Source organism: Sphaerospermopsis sp. FACHB-1094 (genome assembly GCF_014696195.1).
Lineage (GTDB): Bacteria > Cyanobacteriota > Cyanobacteriia > Cyanobacteriales > Nostocaceae > Sphaerospermopsis > Sphaerospermopsis kisseleviana.
This window is the reverse complement of sequence record NZ_JACJPT010000028.1, coordinates 1-26,921: the sequence shown is the minus strand read 5'-3', so window position 1 is coordinate 26,921 and position 26,921 is coordinate 1. Positions and strand designations below refer to the sequence as shown.

Sequence of the window (26,921 nt, the reverse complement as noted above, 5' to 3'; positions counted from 1 at the left end):
TTTTGTGAAACCTGGTTAGCTATGTAGGCTATGAAATAGACTACAAATCAGACTTTTGCTTATTGTATCTGGCAACAACACCCTTATTAAAAATATACTTATTAAAAATATACTTATTAAAAATATAGGACTCCTATTTGATTTTTGAAAAAACTCCGTACACCCAAATCATCTAAAACCCTATTCCCTATTCCCTATTCCCTATTCCCTGCCTCCACGGAAAATTTATAAATCAAATCGGAACACTATATACTTATTAAAAATATAAACCCAATACTTGCCATTGTTTTGAACTCGATGCCGGATAGCGACTAAAAGCATTGTTTACAGATAATATAAATTTCATACTTCTTTATTAATCTTATGGCTATATTACCACCACTACTGAGTTATCAAAAAAATACCCGCACAGTTGGGCGTGGTTCCCAGTCACTATTTTTAATACTATTCATTTTGCTGATGATATCGGGGATAGGCGCTCGTTTAGCTTATTTACAAATCATTGAAGGTCCAAAACTCCGGCAAAGGGCAGAGTCTAACCGGATTCGCATGATTCCCAAACAACCGGAAAGAGGCAACATTTTTGACCGTAATGGCAAACTGTTAGCTACTACTCGTTATCCTCACTCTGTTCACCTGTGGCCAATGGCACATACTAAGCCATCGTGGTCAATTGTCGGTCCGCGTCTGTCCCAAATCCTCGATATTCCGCAAGAGGAAATGGAACAGAAACTAGAAAAAGCTGGAGCTAATTCTTCTTCTCTGATTCGCATTGCTCGTGACTTAAATGAAGCCCAAGTCACAGCCTTAAAGGAATATGAAAACGAATTACCAAATGTAGAAATCAATACTGAAGCTGTACGTTATTATCCTGATGGTAGACAATTAGCCCATATACTCGGTTATACCCGCGAACTCACAGCAGAACAGCTAAAAAAACGCAAATCAGAAGGCTATCGTCTCGGTGATGTCATTGGCCAAATGGGTGTCGAAAAAGCCTATGAAAAAACCCTCAGAGGTGAATGGGGAGGCCAGCAAGTAGAAGTAGATGGTGCTGGTAGACCGTTGCGAGTGTTGGGAGAAAAACAGGCAAAAGCTGGTAATGATTTACACTTATCTATAGATTTAAATATCCAAAAAGCAGCGGAAAAAGCTTTAGGTAGACGTAATGGGGCAATCGTAGCACTTAACCCTAACAATGGTGAAGTTTTAGCGATGGTATCCCATCCAACCTTTGACCCGAATATTTTTTCTAAACAAAAACTCTCTCAAAAAGATTGGGAAAGTGTGCAAGGTGAAGGATATCCTCTAGTTAATCGGGTTTTAAGTGCTTTTCCCCCGGCTAGTACCTTTAAAATTGTCACTAACACAGCAGCTATAGAATCAGGTAAATTTTCTCCTAATGTGATTCTACCAACCTATCCTTATTTGGTTATCGGTGGCACAAGATTTGGTGAATGGAATCATGCGGGATTTGGTCCATTAGGTTTTGTAGGCGCAATGCAATGGAGTAGTGATACTTTCTTTTATCAAATTGGTAAAGGTATCGGTGGTCCGACTTTGATTGAATGGACTCGTAAATATGGCTTTGGTGAAAAAACTGGTTTTGATTTTGTTACAGAAGAATCTAGAGGTTTAGTTCCTGATGATAACTGGAAGCGCAAAGCCTGGAAAATGCCTTGGACTATAGGCGATACTATTAATATGACCATTGGCCAAGGTGCTTTATTAAGCACGCCTCTACAAGTGGCTGTAATGTTTGCTGTACCGGCTAATGGTGGTTATCGAGTGCAACCACATTTACTGAAAGATGATGGGGATGCTAAAAAATGGCGTTCATCTTTAAATATGAAACCAGTAACTATTAAAGTTCTCCGTGAGGGATTGCGAAAAGTGGTATCTGAGGGTACGGGTAAAGTTTTGAATCAACCAAATATTCCCCCAGTAGCTGGTAAAAGCGGTACAGCAGAAGCTTGGAATCGTCGTGGCATCAAACAAAATCATGCTTGGTTTGGTGCTTATGCACCTGCTGATAAACCAGAAATCTTGGTTGTGGCTTTTGGTGAACATTCTGGTGGTGGTGGTGGTAGTGTGGCCGCACCCATGATTCTGGAAATCATGGAGGATTATTTTGCCCGCAAGTATCCAGGAAAGTATAAAAAAGGTGATAGATAATTGGGAATTGGTAATTGGGAATTGGTAATTGGGAATTGGGAATTGGTAATTGGGAATAGTTGATTAGAAAACATAAAATTGATTACCCAGTCCCAGTCACCAGTCCCCAGTCACCAGTCCCCAGTCACCAGTCCCCAGTCACCAGTCCCCAGTCCCCAGTCACCTACTAATATATCCCCATTTACCACCCACATTCACTAATGCTAAACCCTGAGAAAAAGGTTTTGCAAAATCAAATTCTGGGTAAATTTTAAACTCAGCCAATTTATTAATATATCCCCATTTGCCGTTAATTTTTGCAGGTGCTAATTCTTCTGCAAAAATACCCACTTCTTCAAATTGTGGCTGGATCACAAAGTAACCAGTTTGATTAATATATCCCCATTGATTACCAACTTTCACTGCGGCTACACCATTTGCAAAACTATCGGCATCATCGAAATTAAAGGGAATGATAGTTCTATTACTATTATCAATATATCCCCATTTCTTCGTTTCTGGTATTTTGACTGCTGCTAGATTGTGAGAAAATGATTTGGCTTCTACAAATTTTGCAGGAATTGTAAATTGTCCTTTTCCATCAATTGTTTTGGCTACATATCCCCAACCATTACCTATTTTTACGGCTGCCATGTTTTCAGCAAAAGATACTGCATCATCAAATTTGATATCTGTAATACGGTTGCCATTCATATCAATAAAACCGTATTTATCTTTAAGTTTCACTACTGCTGATCCTTCGGAAAATGGTGCAGCACTATCATATTCAATGCGCCCTATTAGCTTACCTTGTTTATCAATATAACCCCATTTTTCACCAATTCTAACTGCGGCTATACCTTGAGAAAAAGCCTCAATTCTATCAAATAAATTTAATGAAAACTGGGGATCTGGTTCAATTTCTTTATTAGTAGATAGATTGACGTAGTTATAGGGATTTAGTCTTTGTTGGGTAAAAACGCTATTTTTATTTTTAATCTCTTTGATATCAAATTTTCCTGGCGCTTGAGAATAAACAGTAGATTGCAGTGTTTTGGCTAAAAGCTTATCATTTTGCTGTAAACCTTCATAGAAAAATAAAATTTCCCCTTGAATACCGAGTTTTCGGTTAGTTTCTATGGCGGTAATTAATTCTTCTGGTTTAATCATATAATATGGTTTTTTTCTATAAATAGTAATACCTGGAATTAGTTGTGATAGTTGTTCTTGGGTAAATTGTGATTGAGAAATTCGGGTAATTTCCGATTGATAAGCTTTAATATCTTCTCTATAAACTTGGGGATGTATTAAATCTACTAATCGCCAGTTAACCCAGGTGAGTGAATCTTGTAAATAGTTTTCATAACCCCAACGAAAAACACTGGGAGACATGGAAATGATTAAGTCGGGATTGACTTTAATTATTTCTCTGTGAAAACGATTGAAAAAATGGGAAAGGATATCTGCTCTCCATTTTATCCATTCGGGATCTTTAAAGTTATTTGGGGGTTGACTCTGAAATTCTTGTTTATATCTGGCAACAGTTTTGGCATCATAACCTCCTTCACTGGGTAAAGCAATAAAGTGATCATCTCCTTGAATACCAGCAATGTCATATTTTTTAATAACTTCTAAAAATAAACTTAATATAAATTCTTGAACTTGAATATCTAGGGAATTTAACCAGCAAAATTCATTTTTAATTAGCTCGTTGTTAAATATATCACGAGCAACCCAATCTTTTTCGTTTGCAATAATGTTAAATTTGGATCTCTTGGCTACATGAGAACTCATAAAACCGTATTCAAACCAAGGAATAACCGCGATGTCAACTTTTTTGGCTTCTTCAATTATTTCTTGTAAAGGATCTCGCTTTTTATCTTCACCGTCAAAGCGAGGGTTGATTTCTATGTTTATTAGTTTTTTCATTACTTGACTACGATAGATGGTTAAACCGTTATTCCAAACAACAGGAAAAACAACGTTAAATCCTGTTTTGGCGAGAAATTCCATTGCTTTTTGGATATTTTCTCTTTTGTCTAACACATTACTGTCTGTAACCGTGATCCAAATACCGCGAATTTCCATAGTTCAATTTTAGGTTTTAAATAAGGAGTCAAGAGTTAGGAGAGGAAAATTTGAGATTTTGGATTTTCCAAGATATATTTACTAAGTTGATAAACCTTTAATTTGCATAAACAGGGGGGCAGGATGCCCACCCCACAAGAGTTTTAATTTGAGATAGTATGCAAGTTAAATGTTCAACATCTAACAATAATTTTCAACATGAAAGCTGATAGCTGAAAGCTAATTACTGATTCCTAAATAATGCTAATCCTTCGGAAAAAGTGTTTGCTTCTTTTAAGGTTGGAGGAATGATAAATTTTCCGCTTTTGTCAATATAACCCCATTGATTATCTTTCTGTACTCTTACCAATTCTGCCACAAAAGGATCAGCATTATCAAATTGTGGTGGAATCACAAATAATTCTAAACCGGGAATATATTTGTAAGGTACAGTAGAAATTTCTAAGACTTGACAAATAAAGGCTGCTATTTCGCCTCTGGTGGCGTTGATGTTGGGTTGTAAACGTTGGATGTCTGGGTAGTTAACAACGATGCGTTTTTGTGTGGCAGCAGCGATCGCATTCATGGCATAACTGGGAATTTGCCCAAAATCATTGTAATATTTTTTTAAGGTGGCGATCGCATCTCCTGTGACTTGATAACCTAACCCAGAAACTAAAGCTGTTAATGCTTGTACACGGGGAATTGCTTGATTAGGTTTAAAGGTACGATTGGGATATCCTGAGAGATAACCTGTTTGATATGCTGAGGCGATCGCATTTACTGCCCAATGATTAGCAGGTACATCTGTAAATTGAATTGCTGGGCGAGAAGAGGAATTTTTGGGTAAACCTGTATACACAATGGCTGCAAATTCCGCACGGGTAACAGGTGCATCGGGGCGAAATGTTCCATCTGGATAACCTTTGAGAATATTTTTGGCCGCAGCAATGACAATAGATGCTTTTGCCCAGTGGTTTTCTATATCTGTGAACATGAGAGAATTGGGAATTGGGAATTGGGAATTGGGAATTGGGAATTGGGAATTTTTTAGTTATTCCCAAAAAGAATGAGTTAATAAACTATCTATATCTTCGGGAAAAGGACAGTTTTCAGGAAAAACAATACTGGGATAGATATCTTGAACATCTGATAAAGCATCTTCCCATGTTTCTGGGAAAATTTCTGTAAAATAGTTTTTTAAACTGGGTGAGACTTTTACTAAACGTCGAATTTGCTTTCTCTGTTCCTTAATGGTTAATTCCCAACCACGATTATCATAAACACTATTTACATAACACCGTTTTAATAAATGTTCTAGTAAAACTTCTAAACGATTTTGTAATGCTTGTTTTTCACTACGCCCCAAGGCCGATATCTCCTCTTGAATATGCACCCAGTCAATGGCATCTAAGGCTTTATTTTCAATAGTTTTTGCTTGTTGTTCTGTCCAGAGAACAAAATCCTGTTCATAAAGTGGATTATTCATAAATAAAAACCTAGCAATAACCATCACATCAGTCAGGAGTCAGGAGTCAGGAGTCAGGAGTCAGGAGTCAGGAGGCAAAAGAAAAATGTTTTTTCCCTGTTCCCTGTTCCCTGTTCCCTGAATCCTTACTCACATATTATTTATAGCAATAGATTGGTGATTGGTGATTGGTAAAGAAAGTTATTAATTTTGAATTTTGAATTTTGAATTTTGAATTTTGACTTGATACATATTCTGCCTTCTGCCTACTGTACTGGTTTGACATTTCTGGCTTTGTAGAAAGTTTCTAAACTATGGCGATCGCCTACAAAACGCCAGTGCCAAGGTTCGTAACTCACACCTTGAGAGTTACCTTGAGGAAAGGACAATTCAAAACCAAAACGAGCAGCGTTAGCTTGTAGCCATTGATAAGCTTTGGTATTCTCAAAATTAGTTTGTAAATTTGTTGCTGGTACTGCTCCATCTCCTATATCTACTGCATAGCCTGTATGATGTTCACTATGACCAGGAGGGGCGCTCAATGCTGCTCTTTCCGCAGGAGTTTGATTTCGTTGAGCGCCAATAGTAAAAAATAATTGTTCCTGTTCTTTCACGGAACGAAAACCAGAAATAGGTACTAAAATTACACCTGCGCTACGTGCTGCTTGTGCCATAGCTTGAAATCTTTGGGCGGCTGCTTGTCGCAATCTAATCCGTCCATCGGCTGTAATTGGTAACAATTCTGACTCTGGTGCTTCAGGATAAGCCAAATGTCCCAACACTACATCATTGTTAACTGCTGGAGTTTTGATTGGTGTAGGTGTAGAAACAACAGGTGTTGATTGAGAATCAGCATTATTTTTAGGTGCTGTAATAAAAAATAAAAAACCACTACCTACAGCCATCACCATAAATCCGACTATTCCCCCAATCATTAAAACCAGCGGTTGTACGCGCATCTGAGATTCACTATCAGGAGTATCGCGCAAAGCTGCTGGAATATCGTCACCTGGTGATGGTGATGAGTTTTGGGGTTTTCCTGCAAATCCAGCGTTTTTCAAGAGTCCACTCCTGTTTAATATAAGATTTTGGATTTTAGATTTTAGATTTTGGATTTTAGATTTTAGATTTTATATTTTATATTTTAGATTGGTAAATAAGGTATAACATTTAAACGTAACAATTCAGGAGTCATGAGTCAGGAAGTACAGATGGGAATGTTTGATCAATCAGTAGATTATCAAATGTGAGTTTGGAAGTACCCTGGAAAAAGCTGACTGCTGACTACTGTTAGCTGAATGCTGACATTTAATCACAAAGTCTCACTAAAAAAATCAACGTAATAGGTATTATTTTACATATCTATTTTTCAGCAAAATCTTGATAAATCTTTTAGAACTATACGTCAAATTGGTAGGATTAGTCCTGGTAGGAGTTATCCTGGGACGCAAATTACCTGCCATATTTCCTACTCGTTTGGGTCAATTTTTGTTTTGGGTAGGAGTACCGATCAGCATTGTTGCTTTTTTAAGACAAACCGATCTATCAGGACAGATTTGGATTGCTCCGGCGATCGCCTATTTAGCTATTTTACTAGGAGCATTTTTAGCGTGGTTGGTGATCAAAGGTCAAGCCTATTTGACAAATTCTCACCCCCAACCCTCAACCCAAGGTAGTTTAATTTTAGCTTCAATGGTAGGTAACACTGGTTATCTGGGCTTTCCTATCACTTTAGCAATGGTCGGCAAAGAATACTTCGCCTGGGCTTTATTTTACGATTTATTAGGGACTTTATTCGGTGCTTATGGTTTAGGTGTATTACTAGCAGCCCGTTTTGGCAACACTGCCCAAAATCATCAACAAATGGCTAAAGCCATATTAATCAATCCTGCCCTGTGGAGTTTTGGTTTTGGGTTATTATTTCGCCAAGTTAGTATTCCACCACTGATAGAATTTAGCTTAAATACATTAGCTTGGGTTGCTTTAGCATTATCCTTGATTTTAATTGGTATGAGATTGGCGCATCTGGGTTCTTTGTACAAACTCAAATCAGCAGCAATCAGTATTTTTATTAAAATGTTATTAGTGCCTTTGGTTTTAGGTAGTAGTTTACGGTTTTTTGGTGTGACTGGAGAAGCAGCACAGGTAGTAGTTTTGCAAATGGCCATGCCTCCGGCTTTTGCTACTGTGGTATTAGCGGAAACCTTTGATTTAGATCGTGATTTGGCTGTGACTACTTTAGCAGTGGGAGTTATGGTATTGTTGGTTACTTTGCCGATTTGGTTGTGGTTGTTTTGAAGGTAGGTATACCATCTGTACCCTATTCTGGGATGATGTATTAAAAACTCCCCTACTAGCGATCGCTCAATGTCGAAAAATGTCTAAGCCGAATAGTAAAGCCCAAAAAACTCAAATTATTGAAGTGCTGACACGGGATTATTTTCCGATGATCCCTGAACTTCAGAGAGATTGGAAACCAGAACAACATTATAAAAATCGTTTGAGTCGTTCTTTAGCTGCATTTGCTATAACCAATCTTGCTAATATTACTCCTCCTCAAGCTGCTCATTCGATTATCAATGGAGGGGATGATAATGGTATTGATGCGGTTTATTTTGATCGAACTAATAACCGACTTTGGTTAATACAAGCTAAGGCGGGAAATGCTCCCAACATGGGAGATAATAAAAAATTTTGTGATGGAATTAGGGATCTTGTCCATAAACGGTTTCAAAAATTTAATTCCAGTTTTTCACGCTTACAGCATGATGTTGAAGATGCCTTAGACAGAAATGGAGTGAAAATAGTTGGTTGTAATATATATTTAGATAGTAGTTTGGGAACTCATGTAGTTAATGATCTCAATCAACTGCAAGATGAACTCAATAAATTTGATGCGCGTTTTCAATGGCAAGATTTGAATATAGAAAAGATTTATGGATGGTTGACAACAAAACAAGAAAATGCACCTATTGAAGTTAAATTGACCTTAGAAAACTGGCATTGTTTAGAACAGCCAAGAAAAGCCTTTTATGGATTAGTCAATGCTGCTGAACTGGCAGATTTATACAACCAGCATCATAAATTATTATTTGAGAAAAATATTCGTTATTACCTGGGTACACAAGATGTTAACTTAGCGATTGCTGAAACTGTCAAAGAACAACCATCAGAACTTTTTTATCTAAATAATGGATTAACTATTACTTGTACAAAAGTTATTTTACCACCTGGACATAAACAGGAATCAACTAAATTTACTTTAGAGGGTTTTTCTGTAGTCAATGGAGCGCAAACAGTGGGATCTATCGCATCTGTATTTAATGCCAATGGTGCAATATCTCCCAATGCAAAATTATTAGTTACTATCATTGAAGTAGGCACACAATCAGATACAATAGGTATAGAAATTACCAAAGCGAGAAATACACAAAATACAGTCCGTGATATTTATTTTGCAGCATTAGATCCAAATCAAGAACGGTTGCGGCAAGAATGTATGGTATCAAATATTGTTTATCAATATCGTCCATCAGCAGATAATCAATATGCTATCACCATTGAACAAGCTGCAATTGCTCTTGCTTGTTTTAGTGGTAATGCTGAAATAATTGTTGCAGCTAAGAAAAATTTAAATCTTTTGTATAAGGATCATTATTCTACACTTTTTAGGAATGAACTTTCAGGAATTACACTTTGTCGTTATGTGCGTATATTTGAATATCTTGATCAGATTTTTGAAAATTCTCGCAAAGCAGAAACAGAAACTCGACGTAAAAATTTCTATCAACATGGTAGATTATTTATATTGAATATTTTATCAAGACGTTATAAACCTTTAATCAATAAACCGGAGGTTAATTTATCTCAAGATGATATGACTGAGCTTTCCAATGTTGGTATAGAACTTGCAGAGTTAATTTATACTCTCGCTGAATCTCAGTTTGCTAGTGATGAAAAAGGCTATCTTGCTATTTTTAGGAGTTTAACGGATGTTCAACAATTAACGAGTAAAGTAATGCAAGAATTAGACTGTAGGTTGGGTTGAGAAAACCCAACATAACACCGGACAATCTCCTCCTAATGTTGGGTTTCACTTCGTTCAACCCAACCTACAAAAGTTTACTCAAATTTAACTATATAAATTTTGATTTAATTGTGAGCAAATTAATGACAAAAATTAACCAATGGGTTATAATTTTAAAATATAAAATCAAATTTTAAAATTTAATTTGCCATAAAAGCAAACCCTAATTATGACTAAAAAACAGAGACTAGAATTAACATGGATAGGTAAAGAAATTCGCCCCAAATTAGAACCGCGAATTTTATTAGAAGATGCTGAAAAATCTTATCATGCTGCTCATCGAGTCAGTGAAAATGATATTTTTGATAATCGCTTAATTTTTGGGGATAACTTATTAGCTCTCAAGGCTTTAGAACAGGAATTTACAGGAAAAGTTAAATGTATTTTTATTGATCCTCCCTATAATACAGGTTCAGCTTTTGAACATTATGATGATGGGGTTGAGCATTCTATCTGGCTTTCTTTAATGAGAGATAGGTTAGAAATTATTCGTAATTTGTTATCAGAGGATGGATCTTTGTGGATTACAATTGATGATAATGAAGCACATTATTTAAAAGTAATGTGTGATGAAATTTTTGGACGTGCAAATTTTGTGGCTAATGTTGTTTGGCAAAAACGAACATCACCTGATAATCGTTTGAGGCTTGGAGATGCTCACGACAATATTCTTGTATATTTTAAAAATAAAGAAATTGGTAAATTAGCTATTAATCAATTACCAATAAATGAAACTAGAATTAGTGATTTTAAAAATCTTGATAATGATCCACGTGGACCTTGGGCATCAACTGACTTTACTGGAATGACTGGTCATGCTACTCCTGCTCAATTCTATACAATTAAATCTCCAAGTGGCAAATATTTTCCTCCTCCTCCTGGACGTTGTTGGGCAATTTCAGAAGAGAAATTTCAAGAATTACTATCTGATAATCGAGTATGGTTTGGTAAGAACGGAGATTCACGACCACGATTGAAACGTTTTCTAAATGAAATGAAAGGACAAAATAGTTGGACTTGGTGGACTAATTCAGAAGTGGGACATAACCAAGAAGCAAAAAAAGAAATGGTCAGTCTTTTTGGTGCAGATAATCTTTTTGATACTCCAAAACCTGAGAGATTGCTAAAACGGATCATCGAGTTAGCAACAAATCCAGGTGATTTAGTATTAGATTCCTTTGCAGGTTCAGGAACAACAGGCGCAGTAGCGCACAAAATGGGAAGACGCTGGATCATGATTGAACTAGGAGAACATTGTCATACCCATATCATTCCCCGACTCAAAAAAGTGATTGATGGAGAAGACAAAGGAGGTATTACCGAAACTTTTAACTGGAAAGGTGGCGGTGGTTTTCGTTACTATCGCCTTGCACCATCATTATTAGAAAAAGATAAATGGGGTAACTGGGTGATTAATAAAGAATATAACCCCGCCATGTTAGCCGAAGCACTCTGCAAACTTGAAGGCTTCACTTATGCACCATCAGATACATTTTATTGGCAACATGGTTATTCTACAGAACGAGATTTTATTTATGTCACTACCCAAAATCTCAGTCATGAACAATTATCTAAACTCTCTGATGAAGTAGGACAAGAACGCACCCTACTTATATTATGTAGTGCCTTTCGTGGCAAAGTTGATATATTCCCAAATCTGACAATCAAAAAAATTCCTAAACATATACTTTCCCGTTGTGAATGGGGACATGATGATTACAGTCTTGATATCAAAAATCTGCCTAAAGCACCCCCGGAAATTGAAAAACCATCACCACAAAAACCACAACAACAGCATATACAACAATCACTATTTTAGATGGATAACATACTATGAATAACATCGTTAATAACATTGCTAATCGTCTCAGTCTGCGCCCTCCGCAAAGACAATCATTAGAAATTTTGGATCGGGTTTGTGAACTTTTACCTATCAATGAACAATCTGATATAGAAACAAGTTTAGCAAAAATTAATCAACAATTCCCGACTGTTACTAACTTTGAGCGTGAATTTCCTTCACTGTGTTTTGCACTAGCAACAGGTGTAGGTAAAACGCGACTTATGGGGGCTTTCATTAGTTATCTAAACCTAGCGCACGGGATAAAAAATTTCTTTGTTTTAGCACCCAACCTGACTATTTATAATAAACTGATTAATGATTTTACACCCAATACAGCAAAATATGTATTTACAGGAATTTCTGAATTTGCGATTCAGTCACCAGTAATTATCACAGGTGAAAACTATGAAACCAATGCAAGAACAATTTTAGATCCACAAATTCCCTGCAAAATCAATATTTTTAATATTTCCAAAATCAACTCAGAAGTGCGCGGTGGTAAAAGTCCGAAAATCAAAAGATTATCTGAATATATTGGTGAAAGCTATTTTGATTATCTTTCCCAGTTAAAAGACTTGGTAATTTTAATGGATGAATCCCACCGATATCGAGCATCAGCAGGAATTAGAGCAATTAATGAATTAAAACCATTAATAGGGTTAGAACTCACCGCTACACCTTCTGTAGAAACCAGTAAAAAAACAGTTTATTTTCAAAATATTATCTATGAATATTCTTTAGGAAAAGCCATTAAAGAGGGTTTTGTGAAAGATCCTGCGGTTGTGACTCGTAAAGATTTTAATCCTGCCAGTTTATCATCAGCAGCAATTGAAAGAATAAAATTAGAAGATGGAATTTATTTACATGAAAATATTAAAGCTGAATTACAGGCTTATTCTATTCTCACAGGAAAGCCAATTGTTAAACCTTTTATGCTGGTAATTGCCCGTGATACTAACCATGCTTCACAACTGTTAGAATTGATTAAATCTGTTGAATTTGCAGAAGGATTTTATCAGGATAAAGTCATACAAGTTGATTCTAGTAAAACAGGCGCACAAGAAGATGAAATGGTGGAAAGATTGCTAAAAGTAGAATATCCAGATGAACCAACGGAAATAGTTATTCATGTGAATATGTTAAAGGAAGGTTGGGATGTGACTAACCTTTATACAATTGTCCCATTAAGAGCCGCAAATTCGGAAGTTTTGATTAAACAATCTATTGGTAGAGGATTACGTTTACCTTATGGAAAGCGTACAGGTATCACTATTGTAGATCGTTTAAATATTGTTGCCCATGATAAATTTCAAGAAATTGTAGAAGAAGCAAAACGTCCAGAATCAGAAATTAGATTGCAACAAATTATTCTTACACCTGAAGAGTTAGAAGAGAAAAAGAAAACAGTAATTTCACAGTCAAAACTTGCCCAAACTTTAGGAATTACAACAGAACCAAAAAATGAAGATCACTTTGAGGATAATAGAGAACAAAATACAGAAGAAAATACAACTGTTACAGAAACAGAAACCCAAAATATTCAAACTTCTATATTTGCATCTCCCGTAGAACAAAAGATTGCCAATTTGACTTACCAACAAATTCAAAAGTTAGAAAATCAACCGGAAAAAGTACCAACAATATCCTATCTTGCAACACCAAAAGTTCAATCAATGGTGCGGGAAGCTGTAGCTAAAGAATATCGTCCAGAACAATTAGAAATAGCAGGTGTAATTACACCACCAGATATTGCATCTATTGTGGCTAAAACAACTAATTTAGTCATTCAGCAAACTATTGATATTCCCAAAATTTTGATTGTTCCTCAAGGAGAGGTAAAATCAGGATTTAGGTCTTTTGCTTTAGATGTGACAGGTTTAAATTATCCTGTTCCTTCCAAAAAAGAATTATATATTCAATCTTTAGCAACGGATGATTCTACATCTTTAGAAATCAAAACAGACAATTTTCCAGAATCTCGATTAGAAAACTATATTGTGGAAAATCTAGTCAATTTTGATGATATCTGTTATGATGAAAATGCTGATTTGCTTTATGATTTAGCAGGTCAAGTTGTTGAGCATTTTCTCACCTACCTAACAGAAGAAGATACACATAAAGTTTTATATTTTCATCAAGTTGAAATTGCTAATCTTGTTCATAACCAGATGCAACAACATTTCTGGGAAGATAATGTTAATTATGAAGTAAAAATCAGTAAGGGTTTTACAACTTTAAAAGAAAGTGCTTATACCACAAATGCCAAAAATTATTTAGATTATAGAATCTCACCTGCTGATAAAAGCAAGATGTCCAAATATCTGTTTACAGGTTTTGATAAATGCCTTTATCAAGAACAAAAATTTCAATCAGAAGCAGAAAGGGTATTATCTATAATTTTGGAACGAGATGCAATCAAATGGTTTAAACCAGCAAGGGGACAATTTCAGATTTATTACAAATGGGAGGGAGATTATTTAGAATATCAACCTGATTTTGTGGCAGAAACAACAGAAATGATCTATATGCTTGAACCCAAAAACCGAGATGAAATAGACGATCCTCAAGTGGTTGCTAAGAAAAATGTAGCGGTTCAATGGTGTAAATATGCTTCTGATTATATGTTAAAACATAATGGTAAACCTTGGGTTTATGTGTTGATACCCCATGATGCGATCGCCCAAAATATGACACTCAAAGGTTTAGGCGATCGCTTTACGATTAAGTCATAGTATCAACAAAGCTGACTTACTTTTTCCGCCAACTCCTCCGGGGTTATATGTTCATAGATTTCAAAAGGTTGATGAATCCAAGGATTATCCGGTAAATAATCAGCGTAGTAATCCGGAACAATTACAGAACAATCTTTATACCAAATTACCGCAGTACGGATTTCTTCAATCGCAACCTGGCTATATTCTTTTAACCAAGGAATAGTTTCTTTTAGAGTGATACCCGAATCTACTAAATCATCTACCAAAAGAATCCGCGAACCTAAACGCTCAGTAGTCATGGTTAAATGAGGGGAAACTATCAAACCGCCCCTTTCCTGTTTACCCGCACCGTTGTAAGATGATGTAGATAAAATTGCTAACGGTAGATCATAGATTCGTGAGAGAATATCTCCTACTCGTAATCCTCCTCTAGCAAGACAGACTATTTGGTTAAATTGCCAACCTGATTGATAAATCTTAACTGCTAATTGTTCAATTTTATGGTGATAATCTGACCAGGAAACGTAAAGGTCTGACATAGGACTTAGGGAAGTAGTTTTTAGTTAGCACTGCAAGCAAATCCCAACTATCTTAATATGAGTGTAAGTAATTATGAACAATGAAAAATTAGATTTGAAGACTAAACTGGCTTATGGTGCTGGAGATTTAGGTCCGGCGATTACTTCTAATATTGCGATCTTTTATTTACTGTTGTTTTTTACTAATGTAGCTGGTATTCCAGCGGGTTTAGCTGGCAGTATTTTGATGATTGGTAAAATTTGGGATGCTGTCAATGATCCTGTTGTGGGGGTATTAACAGATAAGACTCAATCTCGGCGTTGGGGTCGTCGTTTACCTTGGATGTTTTATGGTGCAATTCCTTTTGGATTATTCTTTTTTCTACAATGGATTGTACCACAATTTACTCCCAATCAAAGTAGTAATATTTGGCCTTTGTTTTGGTATTACGTAGCAATTGGGATCATGTCTCAGGCTTTTTTTACGATTGTTAATTTGCCTTATACGGCAATGACACCGGAATTAAGTCAAGATTATGATGAAAGAACGAGTTTAAATAGTTTTCGGTTTACGTTTTCTATTGGTGGCAGTATTTTATCATTGATTTTCGCGCAAATTGTATTTGCTGTAATTCGTGAACCACAACAACAATATTTAGTGTTAGCAGCAATATGTACTGTGATTTCGGTGTTATCTTTATATTGGTGCGTCTATGGAACAAGAAAGCGGATTCTTGCTTTTGAATCTAAACGTATTCAATTAGAACAACCAGCAGAAATTCCTTTTATAGAACAAATCAAGATTGCTTTCAGTAACAAACCTTTTTTATTCGTTATCGCCATTTATCTTTTTTCTTGGTTAGGTGTACAAATCACCGCTACAGTCATTCCCTATTTTGTCATCTACTGTATGAAACTCAAAGATTCTCAAGTTCCTACAGTATTAATTGCTGTTCAAGGAACTGCTTTATTAATGTTATTTGTTTGGAGTTATTTAAGTAAAAGATTTGGTAAAAAAATCGTTTATTTTTTGGGTATGACTTTATGGATTATTGCTGCTGCGGGATTATTTTTTCTCCAAGCAAATCAAATAGGTTTAATGTATTTTATGGCTGTTATGGCTGGTTGTGGAGTTTCCACAGCTTATTTAATTCCTTGGTCTATGATTCCCGATGTTATAGAATTAGATGAACTGCAAACCGGACAAAGAAGGGAAGGAGTATTTTATGGTTTTATGGTGTTATTACAAAAGTTTGGTTTAGCATTTGGTTTATTTATAGTTGGTAATGCTTTACAAGCTTCTGGATTTCGGGAAACTATAGCCGGACAAGGTACACCCATACAACCCGATTCCGCATTGTCTGCTATTAGAATTATAGTCGGTCCAGTACCAACAATCTGTTTAATTTTGGGTTTGATTTTGACTTTTTTCTATCCTATTACCCGTGAAATGCACGCAGAAATTATGTTTAAGTTGCAAGAGAGGAGAGAGAATAATTCTTAGGTTTTCTCTCCCAATTTCTGTTTGATGCGTGGATATAAATTGAAACCGACAATTTTTGTCCTTCTTCTTGAAGTTTTTGATCCTTTGACTCCTGAATGAAAAAAGTTTACTCTTTAAAACACTCAATCCCAATTAAAGGGATACACTCTAAAAAATCCTGCCAAAATTCTTGCCCAAATTCTGCTATACCTTCAGGAGAAACTAATGGTTTTTGCCAACGAACATTTTTAAAACCAACATCTGCAAATACTTTTTGATGTGTATCTTTGCTGAGGTAATAATTATCAAAACTAAATTCCTGACCATCTACAAAAAATGTATACTTGATTGCTGTTCCTGGTTGCAGAGGTTGGGAAATAGTTTTAATAAATCCATATTTCTCAGTTTTAAGATAAGAACTTGGAGGTTGTTCACTATTATTGTTTAATGTCACAAAACGCCCTCCTATTTTGAGATTATTAAAGATGGTTTGTGACATTTTTAATAATTGTGTTTTAGTTTGGGCATAATTCAGTAAATAAGAAGCAACAACTAGATCAAAATCTCCAATTTTTCCTAGTTCTAGCACATCAGCAACAATATATTGAATATCAAGTTTTTGTTTGCTTTCTTGTTTTCTTGCTAGTTCTACCATTTTTTCAGAAATATCAACCCCAACCACCAGAGAAGCACCTTTTTCTTTAAACTGTCTACTATACCATCCTTCTCCACAAGCTAAGTCGAGAATTGATTTTCCTGTTAAATCACCAAGCATATTAAAATATGTATATGTTTCAATATGTAGGCGAATCGGCAACTCTTTAGATTTTTTATATTCTTGGGCTATGCTGTCGTAATACTGTGCCATTTTTCAATCACTGAAAACTATATTTATAGTTAAATTACTAAAGCAAATTTATCCATCTGTTATTGGATATATCCTAAAATTTGAACACCCCAACCAATTAAACCACCACCTAAAACCAACCATGTAGCATTAATTTGATAACGAATAGCTAAAACCGCAGAAATTAAGAAAATAATTAATCCTAAAAAATCCACATAAGGCACTTTTCCAAAAGTTAAAGTTGTTATTCCTAATTGTAAGGTGGTCACCACCATCAAAGCCACAGCACTAAGATTAACCGCATCTAAAAAAGCCCTTGTCCAAGATGAAGTACGTAGGGTTTGCTGAATAAACCTAAAACCTTGATATATCAAAGGTTAGAGGCTGATAAACAGAAAAAAAGTGCAAGGGTTTTGAAGGGTATACCGGAAAAAGTGTGCATTTTTTGGGATTTCAAGAGATGGCAAAGAAATTTTCAAATCTTCTCCTGACTCCTGACTCCTGACTCCTGACTCCTATGCCCTCACGGAAAGACTTTCTCAGCAACCCCTACGTAATTTAGGAATGAGAGGATTTAAAATAGCAACAAATAAAAATGAAGGAAGAAAAATGTCTTTACGTTGAGTGTTGGTTGGCTTATGCCTTGGATAATAGTTTAACAAGTATGCGGGATTTATTTAAAAGATTAAACAATACAGGGATTGATGTAAGAATTTCGACATTTTTCAAAGCTAACACACACAGAAGTAAAGAGATATTCCAAAATATGGCTCTTGTGTCTGTTTTATGGAGGTTAAGGATTGATTATCACAAAATCCTTACGGGGCAATGATTATAAACTATAATGCCCATATTTTGAATGAAATGCCCGCACAATAAGGATTTCAATGATTTTGAACTGGGTTCTCCATAAAAAGTACCGAAGAACCGTTTTTTGTAACTATTGATCTATGAATCTGTCATGTTTTTCAGATAATACACGATCACCTCTGCTGTTTTTAAATTAGTTGCTACCAACACCTGATTCATATTACATATTTTCAACAAAGTTTCTTCATTAGTTGGACTAGGTGCAGGTGTGAGAAAATCTCTGAGGAAAATCATAGCTAAAATACCTCCAGAACCTAGCAGGACATTAATTTTTTGATATCCTCCAGCAGTGGGAGAAGGAATTTCTTCACTCACAGTCAGACCAGCTTCTTGCTTTAAAACTTCACTCACAGAAGGCCAGCTAATGGTCAAGCTTTGAGAGAAAAACTCTTTATTTTTAGCAACCAACTCAGCTAATTCATATTTCTTGCTTTCGTGAGCAATGAGGACTATATTTTTTTGAATGCTCATCTGACTATCTTCTCTCTCCGTATTTGCTTCTATATCGTCAACAGCTTGTAATTCTTCAGATTCAGTAACTGTTGCTAATTTTTCACCAACAACTACTAAATTCTCACCAACTTCAGTTGTGGAAATAGATGTTTCTGTTTCTAAGTTTTCTGCTGTTTCTAAGTTTTCTGCTGTACAAACCACCTCTGTTACTGATATTTTTTCACTGATTTCTGCTGTAGAAATAGATGTTTCTGTTTCTGGTGTTTCTAAGTTGTCTGTGGTAGAAAAAACCTCTAGTTCGGTCACTTCTCGATTAACTTCTTGTAAGGTTGTACTACTCACCTCAATATCTTCATCACTATCTTCACTACCAATTATTTCCGTAACTTCTGCTTGAGGAAGAATATTATCATGTGGTGCAAATATCACATCAATCTGGGATTCCTTCAACGTCTCTGATACAGTTTCAGTTGCTTCTACATCAATATCACTTACCACTTCTGGCACATCATTATCTGTAGTCACTGCTGGTTGAACTTCACTTTCAGTTACTAAATTTTCTCCTTCAATACCATCATCTGTATCTGAATCTCCAACTTCAATATTACTTTCAGTTGGCGCTGGTCGAATGTTAATATCTCGCGGTTGTACAATTGTTAATTCCTGTAACATTGGCGTACTTAAATCAACATCTTCATCACTCTCAGATGTCGTCACATCAGGTACTGTTTCCGATGCTGAAGCAACAATATCTTCTACCTCTACTGTTTCTACAACGGTTTCTACGATGCTTCTTGCTTCTGCTATTGGTGTACTTAAATCAATATCTTCATCATCTTCATCACTTTCATTTGCAGTCACATCAGTTACTGTTTCCGATGCTGGAGTAACAACATCCTGTGGTTGGATAAAGGGTCTTGCTTCTGCTATTGGTGTACTTAAATCAATATCTTCATCATCTTCATCACTTTCATTTGCAGTCACATCAGGTACTGTTTCCGATGCTGGAGTAACAATATCCTGTGGTTGGATAAAAGTTTTTTCTTCTACTATTAGACTTTCAGGTAATATTTGACTTTCAGGTGTAGTTATTACCTCTTGCTCTTGTGCAGCAGCAACATCATCAACTTCAGGTGTTGTCTTCTCTTCCTGAATTGGACTAATCACTTCTTCAGTCAAGTTGTTAACTACTTCTGGTGCTGGCTCATTAATGTTAGCAACATTAACTTCTGGTGATATTGGTCTGGAAAACAGCGCCGGGTCTATAACCCTAAACACGGTTTCTGGTAATTGTTCCGCCGCAGGTGTCATATCTTCCATCTTCAGAAAATAATCTCCGATCTGGATAGAATCACCGTGCTTTAAAATATATGGCTGATTTTTTACAGCTAATTGATTATTAACTATAGAACCATTCCTACTGCCAGTGTCGCAATAATAATACTTTCCACCTTGAACAAAGAATTTACCGTGTATGCGACTGACATCAGGACTTTCTAAGGGTAAGTCACAATCAGGAGAACGACCAATGATAAACTCTCCTTTTGGTGTAGTTGCTACTACTAAGTCGAGTTCATTTACTTCATTTTCTGTGGTTAAATAGGCTATTTTGACTTTCATATTAATTTTTGGTTAATTTTATTAATTTCTGTCACCCACCGCTGACGGCAATTGTGTTCTAAATTTAGAATATCATCTTGTGACCAGTGAAAGTGATAAGCAATAAAAGCTACCTCCTCATACAAAGTGTCAGAGGGGTAGCTTATGACTCCCCCGCTAATGTTAACTCTACCAAAAATTGAGTATTACAATGTGGACACTGAGTAGGGATATGGGTATTACCTTGCTGATTAATTCGATTGTAAAATTCTCTGAGATAGGCAATGTCATGTAAGAGCAGTCCTTCCAATAAATCAGGGCTAACAGAGTTTAAACTTCCCAGTCTTGTAATCACACGGGATAACATCACCAAAACGTTATAATCTGGATTTTCTTGGACTTTGCGCTCTTTCTGCACCAAAATTTCATCTTTGGCAGTGGCTAAACGCATGATTCCATGACGATGCACACGGTTTTGGCTATCCATTAACCCCCGTGGAAGAGTAAAGTCAAATTCAGTATAGAGGGTGTCTTGTTTACGGGGCATAATTACTGATGTTTTTTACTGATGATTGAGTAGATTTAATTACATAGATTTAATTATGCAGCAGTGGTTATGGGGAAGTTCCTTTCTCCTGTGGTAAGGAAGTTTCACCGTTCAAACCATTGATATGACGATAAAAGTCTTGCAGGTAATTTAAATCTTGGGCAAAAAAGTTTTCTACCATAGCAGGACTAACTTCAGATATAGCACCCAATTGAGTTATCACACGAGACAAGATCATAATTGTGGCATAGGCTGGGTTAGCTTTGACACGGGGGTCACGTAAAGGCGCTATCTCATCTATAGCCGTTGATAATCGCATTATACCCTTACGGTGCAGATTGCCTTCCGAGTCTAGATACCCTTTAGGCAGTGTAAATTCAAACTCTGTTGCAAACATATTTTGCCTATTATTTTACGCGCTTAAATTCTTCATAGGCAACTTCAATTTCTTCAATTTCTATCTCACCACTGCGGGCATTAACATCGGCTATTTTATAACTGGCAGGCCAAGCACCAGCTAATTCAAATCTTGCTTGTTCTTTGCCAGATTGGTCATAGATAGTCAAAGAAGCATTTTTACGTTGATCAGCCCATTTGCCTTCTTGAACGGCTTCAAACCACTTCCAGATAGCTAGAGAATTGGTCATTCCTCTTTTGAGAGTGATATTCCCACTTTTGACATTACCAGGAATTTTGGTTCTGACGACTTGACCTTTATCTGATGCACCCCATTTATTAAGAGTAACTTCAGCAATTTCAATAGCATCTTGAGTTCTTTTAAAGCCTTGACACTCTAAAAAGAAACCATCAACATTATCTTGTTGACCATCTAATGTTAGACCTAAGTAGAACCGATGGGCTGTAAGAATTTCTGGAACTTGACCTGCTGTTTGTGACACTTTTGATTGTTGCTAAATTTATTATTTGACCATTATTTGATCATTATTTGACCCGTTTAACGCCTTCGTGAACTAACTCAATAGTTTCATTGGCCATATCTCCACCAGATGCAGTTAAGGTGGGACCCGTGTATTTACAGGGATAACAGTTAACTATGTTCCAACGAGCTTTTTCACTGCCTTGCTGATCATAGGCAACTACTGAGCCAGTTTTCCGGTTTTGCGCCCACTGTCTGGGATCTCCCATATCTTCGTTACATTTCTGATACCATTGATACAGGTCTATATCATCAGTGGCAATTACCTTCAATGTAATATTAGTAAATTTTACTACTGTTGGTGTTGCCTGCCGCATGATCTTACCAGACTTAGATGAGCCGTGGATATCTTGCGCTGGTGTACTTTCAACACCTAGTCCACTAATTTCTTTGATGAATTTATCAGTAATTCCGTCAGCCTCGAAGTAAAACTTGCAAGCCGTTAAAAATTCCCCTGGCATAATGATTTAACCTCCTGTGCAATAAGTGATATAAAAACCTTCAAGATGGATTTCTGCTACTCTTCATCTGCGATTCCATTCCACTGACTGACGCGGAAAATGACAAATTCAGCAGGTCTGACAGGACAAACACCGACCTCAATATATAGACGACCTAATATTCTGGTTTCTGGTGGGTTAAGTTCCTCATCACACTTGACATAAAATGCTTGTTGTGGTGAAGCTCCAAATAAAGCACCTTCACGCCAAATCCGTTCTAAGAAGTTACTCACAGTACGTCTAACACGCGCCCACAAATCTTCATCGTTGGGTTCAAAGACTACCCACTGAGTACCTAATTCAATGGATTTTTCGATATAACTAATCAAGCGTCGTACACTGATATAACGCCATTCGGTTTTATCTGGCTCAACCAAGGTTCTCGCACCCCAGACGCGGATACCACGATTGGGGAAGGTGCGAATACAGTTAATACCCAAGGGGTTTAATAATTCCTGTTCGCGGAAGTTGGTCTCATAACCTAAACCGATTACGCCTCTAGGTACTTCATTCGCAGGAGCTTTATAAACACCTCTGGTTTCATCAGTCCGCGCCCAAACTCCCATGATATGTCCACAGGGAGGTACAAGAATCGGATTACCGCGATCGCGTGGGTTGGCAACTTTGATCCAAGGATAATAAAGTGCAGCAAACATGGAACGACGGTTAAATCTATTCAACCATTCCACTACCTGTTGCGGTTTGACTGCTTCTGAAGGCGGATCAATCAAAACCATGCGGTTGGGTGGGTTAGGAATATCACCACTGGCTGAACCTTCGCACATACTAATCATCAATTCCATGATGCCGTGGACTTGATCCAAATTTAGCACTTGCGCTTGATATGCCCGCATTAAATCAGGACAGGCCAACATGGTGATTTCATCTATTTCAAAAATCCCCCTTACTCCTGTACGATCATCACGTATACCTTCTAAATCGCTGGAAAATCTATCGACGGGAACAGCTACAATCGGTGGTGCTAGTTCATATTGTCCATTGGCCGGACGGCGCGATAAAGGCTGTCCAGCTTGAGATACATCTTGCACCTGAATATACATAGAATTTCTTAAAGCCGCCACTGCATAGGTGGCTACCTGAGCTGCGGCCTCCCGGTTCATGGTTAAGTTCTCGTATTGTTCCAGAACTTCATCACCCCGGCGAATCTGCACAGAAAAATACTCGCCAGTATTGGGTGGGGCTTCCCCTTCTGTACCTTCTGGTAAAGGACGAGGACCACCATCGGTAATTAAAATATTGACTGCTCCGCTGGCTGCTTGTTCAGGGCGCAAAGCAAAGCGGAGTGTTGGCCGATTACCTCTACCAGTAATTGTGAGAATGGCTGGTTCTGGGCTTGAGGGTTTAGGTGCGCCTGGTAACTGAGTACCAATGCTTGTTACCCAGCAACGACCACCACCATTCATAAAGTAGCCATAAACAGCAAAAGGTAAGTAGGCGTTAAAATCAGTGAAACCATCAGAATTAGGACGAGCAAAATAGTTAAGATATTGCGTCCAATTAGTAATTAACATGGGCTTAAATAATTCAGCCCCATCACGCACATCTTCTGTAAACCCGACAAAACCAGCGATCGCCGTACTCACACCTTCAATTGGTCTGCTGCCACGGTCAATTTCTTCAATATAGACACCCGGAGCAAAGTAATCAAGTCTGGCCATAAAAGCATCTCCTAATCGGTAAACACCCAAATTTATCGAAACAATCGGGTCTAAAACCGGACTTCGTCTCGCTACGCTAACGCCTTTGAAGGCAAAAGTTTTTGGAGTGGGGTATAAATCCCCTTAACAAAAACCCCCTCCTGCCTTCTGCCTCCTGCCTCCTGCCTTCGTTATTCAGGAGTTAGTAAGATTTCTTTGAAGGTATAATTTTGGCTATCGACTAAGACATTAACATTCTGTGGTAAATAGCCAGGACAATTGACTGTCAAAACATAATTACCTATACGTAAATCTTCAAAAAAGAAAATTCCTTCTTGATTTGTTAATACAGATTTTTCAGTTTTGACTACAGCAACTTTGGCATCCACCAAAGGCTGATTAGCTACCGCACTTTTCACCATGCCAGCGATCGCTACCCGTTTAGTAGCAACTGAGCCGTTACCATTGCCATTGCCATAAAATTGGTTTTGTAAATTGAAAATTCTTTCCGAAACCAATGGTACAGGCATCGACTGTGGCTCCCAGGGTACTGTCACCGTCACATACAAACCAGCACGCAAGGGTACATTGAGTGCGCTCCATAACGAGCCAATCTCAATCGGTGGATCAAGAGCAACTGTCATGGACAAATTGCCATAACCCCGCAATTCTGGAACTAAAAAATCCTCTTGCAGAGGGCGATGACGCAACAGTACATTCAAAGCTTCACTTAATAAGTGATGCTCACCTAAAGCAGTTCTATCCCAAGCTGTTAATAATATAGAGACATCAAACCAAATAGGCGACCAATTGATCATGGCAGGTTGCAGAGCGTTTGTTAGTTTGCGTTCCACTTGTCTGCCGGAATGCTGTATTTGTTTACTCTCGCGTAAGTCGTAAACATACAAGTTGAGAGTCGGACTTGCACCCTCTTCCCGACGATGGCTAGGATGACTAAAGTCAATTTGCTCGGTACTGGTAAGTGATGTTCCTCCAGCTAGAATTTCTGCTAATGTTTGTACAACAAAGATAAGCATGAAAGTGTTTGGCTGGTAGCTAATCCAGATGCCTCTAGAATATCTGGATGAGTCTTGGAAAGGTAATTAGACTTTTGTCGATAATTTTTTGATGAGTTCCACGGATCACATCTGTTGAGGCTGGTAATGGGTAACGGGTAATGGGTAATTGGGAAAAATAAACTCTTGTCTCTTGCCTTCTTAGTGTTCCCTGACTCCTGACTCCTATTCCTAACTAGTAACTTATGTTATATTAATTACTTTGAGTTGAGCTAGGTTCACCAGGTAAATCTTGAGAACCAGAATTTGAGAACAAGAAAAATATCAGTATTCCTGTCAAACAAGCTAATACAATTCCTAATCCAATCCAAATATTTCGCCCAAAACTGTGGGAACTTCTGGGGCTAACTAACTGTTCTGGCTTTGGTTGAAAGATTGTGTTATCTGGTATATTGTTACGACTTGGAGAAACTACAGGTCGTGGCTGATACAAGGTATTATCTAAGTTGCTGGCTTGTTCATTGTTGATTGGCCTATTTGCTGGATTTTGATGATTCTTTGGTTCTGATGACGGTTGGGGTTGGAACATACCCCCTTCTGGTGGTTGTGGTTGATTTGGTTGTAGGGGACGGGGTACTGTTTCGTTATTGTTGTTTGCATAGGGTGAAGGACGATGTTGGAACATACCCCCTTCTGGTGGTTGTGGTTGATTTGGTTGTAGGGGACGGGGTACTGTTTCGTTATTTGACTGTTGATTTGGCAATTGTGGGATCAGTAGAATAGTCTCATCTTCAGATTCGCTTGTATCAAATGTTTGCAAGGGTTTAGAGACAGTTTCCTGATGAAAATCAGGTTGAGGCTGAACAATAGTTTCATTTATGGTACTAGCGGTACCAAGGGTGGGTTTAATAACCTCTTGCAACGCCTGATTTAGTTCACCTACTGATGCAAAGCGATTATTCGGATCTTTTTGCAGACATTTAATGACTGCAGTTTCCATTTCGGCAGATATGTTTTCACATCCAAGTTGTTCACGCAAAGGTTTTGGTAGTTCATAAGTATGAGCAACAACCCAGGAAGCTTCACTGATATTATTACCTTTAATGCTGAAACCAAAGGGATCTGCTGCACTTAACATTTCATACAAGATAATGCCCAAACTGTAAATATCAGCCCTGGCATCTAAATTTTGCTTGTTTTGAATCTGCTCAGGTGCAGCATAACGAAATGTGCCGATAAAAGTAGTAGTTAAATTGCTCTGTTCAGAAGAATCATTACGGATTTTAGCTACACCAAAATCTAATATCTTCACCCACTCTCCCAAATCTGTAGGGATGAGAAAGATATTATCTGGCTTCAGGTCACGATGGATCACCTGAATATGTTCATTGATACCATCTTTTTGTAAAGTTACTCCTTGATGTGCCATCTGTAAAGCCTGACACACTTGAGAAATAATACTCACGGTTCTTTCTACAGATAATCGCTTTTCATGCAGTAGCAATTGTCGTAATGTTTGTCCGCGCAAATACTCCATCACATAAAAAGGATATCCTTCTGGTGTTACCCCGCAATCACTAATCTTAACAATGTGGTCACTTTGTAAAGCTGCACACACCGCCACTTCCCGCTCAAAACGCTTTCTCATCTCTTGGGATGCTACCAGCGTATCTTTGAGTAACTTCAATACTATCTGTTGACCTACACGGGTATCTGTAGCCAATAATACCTCTCCCATACCACCGACAGCTAGAGGTTTATCGATCCGGTATCGCTGGTTATCACCTATAAAGCGCCCATTCCAATAATTTGAAGAAGATGGGGAATTCATCTGATGGCAGCCATCCTAAATTTAATTTCAGGTTTTAACTTTCTGCAAAAACAATAATTATTATTAACCCAAGTTGATAGTTAGGAATAGGATTCAGGATAACAATCAATTTCGATAGTATCATCTAGGATTTTTCTTCCTATATCTGCTGAAAGTTCCCATTTTTTAGCCTTTAAAGGCATAACTAGCAACTTACATTATTACAATTTTACAAACATACTGTCTGACTTGACACTCTGCGGTCTAAAGACACGCAGATTCTTTAAGACTTGCTCAAAAGGGATAGTCAATTATCCCCCTACGCGCTCAAAACAACTACCAGTACGACA

23 protein-coding genes and 1 pseudogene are annotated in these 26,921 nt (G+C 37.2%); 8 read left to right on the top strand and 16 right to left on the bottom strand.

The window, feature by feature from the left end:
- Positions 1–363 precede the first annotated feature (363 nt).
- Positions 364–2,175, top strand: coding sequence for a penicillin-binding protein 2 (gene mrdA / locus H6F47_RS11195; protein WP_190649220.1), 1,812 nt, complete (start codon positions 364–366; stop codon positions 2,173–2,175).
- Positions 2,176–2,253: 78 nt separating this feature from the next.
- Positions 2,254–2,376 carry a hypothetical protein gene (locus H6F47_RS28510; protein WP_277877146.1) on the top strand — a complete coding sequence of 41 codons (123 nt, stop codon included), beginning with the start codon at positions 2,254–2,256 and terminating at the stop codon, positions 2,374–2,376.
- Here H6F47_RS28510 and H6F47_RS11190 read toward each other — a convergent pair.
- The 4 genes from H6F47_RS11190 to H6F47_RS11175 all read right to left on the bottom strand — a co-directional run bounded on the left by H6F47_RS11190 (position 2,335) and on the right by H6F47_RS11175 (position 6,750).
- Positions 2,335–4,242, bottom strand: coding sequence for a WG repeat-containing protein (locus H6F47_RS11190; protein WP_190649218.1), 1,908 nt, complete (start codon positions 4,240–4,242; stop codon positions 2,335–2,337). The genes H6F47_RS28510 and H6F47_RS11190 overlap by 42 nt on opposite strands.
- 223 nt (positions 4,243–4,465) lie before the next feature.
- Positions 4,466–5,218: an S-layer homology domain-containing protein gene (locus H6F47_RS11185; RefSeq protein ID WP_137667022.1), complete on the bottom strand. Its 753-nt coding sequence runs from the start codon at positions 5,216–5,218 to the stop codon at positions 4,466–4,468.
- Between the two features lie 57 nt (positions 5,219–5,275).
- Positions 5,276–5,710, bottom strand: coding sequence for a DUF29 domain-containing protein (locus tag H6F47_RS11180; protein ID WP_137667023.1), 435 nt, complete (start codon positions 5,708–5,710; stop codon positions 5,276–5,278).
- Between the two features lie 245 nt (positions 5,711–5,955).
- Entirely contained in the window at positions 5,956–6,750 is a 795-nt protein-coding gene (locus H6F47_RS11175) for a M15 family metallopeptidase (RefSeq protein ID WP_096564896.1), read from the bottom strand.
- A gap of 319 nt (positions 6,751–7,069) precedes the next feature.
- On the opposite strand from H6F47_RS11175, the gene H6F47_RS11170 reads away from it, so the two are divergent.
- From H6F47_RS11170 to H6F47_RS11155, 4 genes are all read left to right on the top strand, one after another.
- A complete protein-coding gene (locus H6F47_RS11170) occupies positions 7,070–7,987 on the top strand; it encodes an AEC family transporter (RefSeq protein ID WP_190649216.1) in 918 nt (305 codons plus the stop codon).
- 79 nt (positions 7,988–8,066) lie between these two features.
- Complete coding sequence (locus H6F47_RS11165; protein WP_190649213.1) at positions 8,067–9,737, top strand: AIPR family protein; 1,671 nt, start codon at positions 8,067–8,069, stop codon at positions 9,735–9,737.
- A gap of 208 nt (positions 9,738–9,945) precedes the next feature.
- Positions 9,946–11,595 carry a site-specific DNA-methyltransferase gene (locus tag H6F47_RS11160; protein ID WP_190649210.1) on the top strand — a complete coding sequence of 550 codons (1,650 nt, stop codon included), beginning with the start codon at positions 9,946–9,948 and terminating at the stop codon, positions 11,593–11,595.
- 14 nt (positions 11,596–11,609) lie between these two features.
- On the top strand, positions 11,610–14,351 hold the full coding sequence (locus tag H6F47_RS11155) for a DEAD/DEAH box helicase family protein (RefSeq protein WP_190649207.1): 2,742 nt from the start codon (positions 11,610–11,612) through the stop codon (positions 14,349–14,351).
- 2 nt (positions 14,352–14,353) lie between these two features.
- Here the strand turns inward: H6F47_RS11155 and H6F47_RS11150 are convergent, their stop codons facing one another.
- The gene (locus H6F47_RS11150; protein WP_137667028.1) at positions 14,354–14,872 is read right to left on the bottom strand and encodes a phosphoribosyltransferase; all 519 of its coding nucleotides are present in this window, start codon (positions 14,870–14,872) and stop codon (positions 14,354–14,356) included.
- A 73-nt stretch (positions 14,873–14,945) separates the two neighbouring features.
- On the opposite strand from H6F47_RS11150, the gene H6F47_RS11145 reads away from it, so the two are divergent.
- Entirely contained in the window at positions 14,946–16,355 is a 1,410-nt protein-coding gene (locus H6F47_RS11145; protein ID WP_190649204.1) for an MFS transporter, read from the top strand.
- A 106-nt stretch (positions 16,356–16,461) separates the two neighbouring features.
- On the opposite strand, the gene H6F47_RS11140 is transcribed toward H6F47_RS11145, so the two are convergent.
- Entirely contained in the window at positions 16,462–17,202 is a 741-nt protein-coding gene (locus tag H6F47_RS11140; RefSeq protein WP_096564884.1) for a class I SAM-dependent methyltransferase, read from the bottom strand.
- A gap of 59 nt (positions 17,203–17,261) precedes the next feature.
- Positions 17,262–17,555 (bottom strand): chromate transporter, encoded by a 294-nt coding sequence (locus H6F47_RS11135; protein WP_347239079.1) that lies wholly within the window; start codon positions 17,553–17,555, stop codon positions 17,262–17,264.
- Between the two features lie 239 nt (positions 17,556–17,794).
- On the opposite strand from H6F47_RS11135, the pseudogene H6F47_RS27885 reads away from it, so the two are divergent.
- Positions 17,795–17,950, top strand: a pseudogene (locus H6F47_RS27885) (IS4 family transposase); the annotation flags it as partial.
- Positions 17,951–18,129: 179 nt separating this feature from the next.
- Here the strand turns inward: H6F47_RS27885 and H6F47_RS11130 are convergent.
- The 9 genes from H6F47_RS11130 to H6F47_RS11095 all read right to left on the bottom strand — a co-directional run bounded on the left by H6F47_RS11130 (position 18,130) and on the right by H6F47_RS11095 (position 26,592).
- Positions 18,130–20,124, bottom strand: coding sequence for an FHA domain-containing protein (locus tag H6F47_RS11130; RefSeq protein ID WP_190649200.1), 1,995 nt, complete (start codon positions 20,122–20,124; stop codon positions 18,130–18,132).
- Positions 20,121–20,270, bottom strand: a complete 150-nt coding sequence (locus tag H6F47_RS28860; protein ID WP_334310637.1) for a DUF6760 family protein — start codon at positions 20,268–20,270, stop codon at positions 20,121–20,123. The genes H6F47_RS11130 and H6F47_RS28860 overlap by 4 nt, the downstream gene beginning before the upstream one ends.
- Positions 20,267–20,650: a hypothetical protein gene (locus H6F47_RS11125; RefSeq protein WP_096564880.1), complete on the bottom strand. Its 384-nt coding sequence runs from the start codon at positions 20,648–20,650 to the stop codon at positions 20,267–20,269. Before H6F47_RS11125 ends, H6F47_RS28860 begins: the two co-directional genes overlap by 4 nt.
- Positions 20,651–20,717: 67 nt before the next feature.
- The gene (locus H6F47_RS11120) at positions 20,718–21,047 is read right to left on the bottom strand and encodes a hypothetical protein (protein WP_137667031.1); all 330 of its coding nucleotides are present in this window, start codon (positions 21,045–21,047) and stop codon (positions 20,718–20,720) included.
- A gap of 10 nt (positions 21,048–21,057) precedes the next feature.
- Positions 21,058–21,549, bottom strand: coding sequence for a phage tail protein (locus H6F47_RS11115; RefSeq protein ID WP_137667032.1), 492 nt, complete (start codon positions 21,547–21,549; stop codon positions 21,058–21,060).
- A 43-nt stretch (positions 21,550–21,592) separates the two neighbouring features.
- Positions 21,593–22,048, bottom strand: a complete 456-nt coding sequence (locus H6F47_RS11110) for a phage tail protein (RefSeq protein WP_096564874.1) — start codon at positions 22,046–22,048, stop codon at positions 21,593–21,595.
- A gap of 56 nt (positions 22,049–22,104) precedes the next feature.
- Positions 22,105–23,766, bottom strand: coding sequence for a phage tail sheath C-terminal domain-containing protein (locus tag H6F47_RS11105; RefSeq protein ID WP_096564872.1), 1,662 nt, complete (start codon positions 23,764–23,766; stop codon positions 22,105–22,107).
- A gap of 170 nt (positions 23,767–23,936) precedes the next feature.
- A complete protein-coding gene (locus tag H6F47_RS11100; RefSeq protein WP_096564870.1) occupies positions 23,937–24,782 on the bottom strand; it encodes a Pvc16 family protein in 846 nt (281 codons plus the stop codon).
- Positions 24,783–25,014: 232 nt separating this feature from the next.
- Positions 25,015–26,592 carry a serine/threonine-protein kinase gene (locus tag H6F47_RS11095; protein WP_190649197.1) on the bottom strand — a complete coding sequence of 526 codons (1,578 nt, stop codon included), beginning with the start codon at positions 26,590–26,592 and terminating at the stop codon, positions 25,015–25,017.
- Positions 26,593–26,921: the final 329 nt, after the last annotated feature.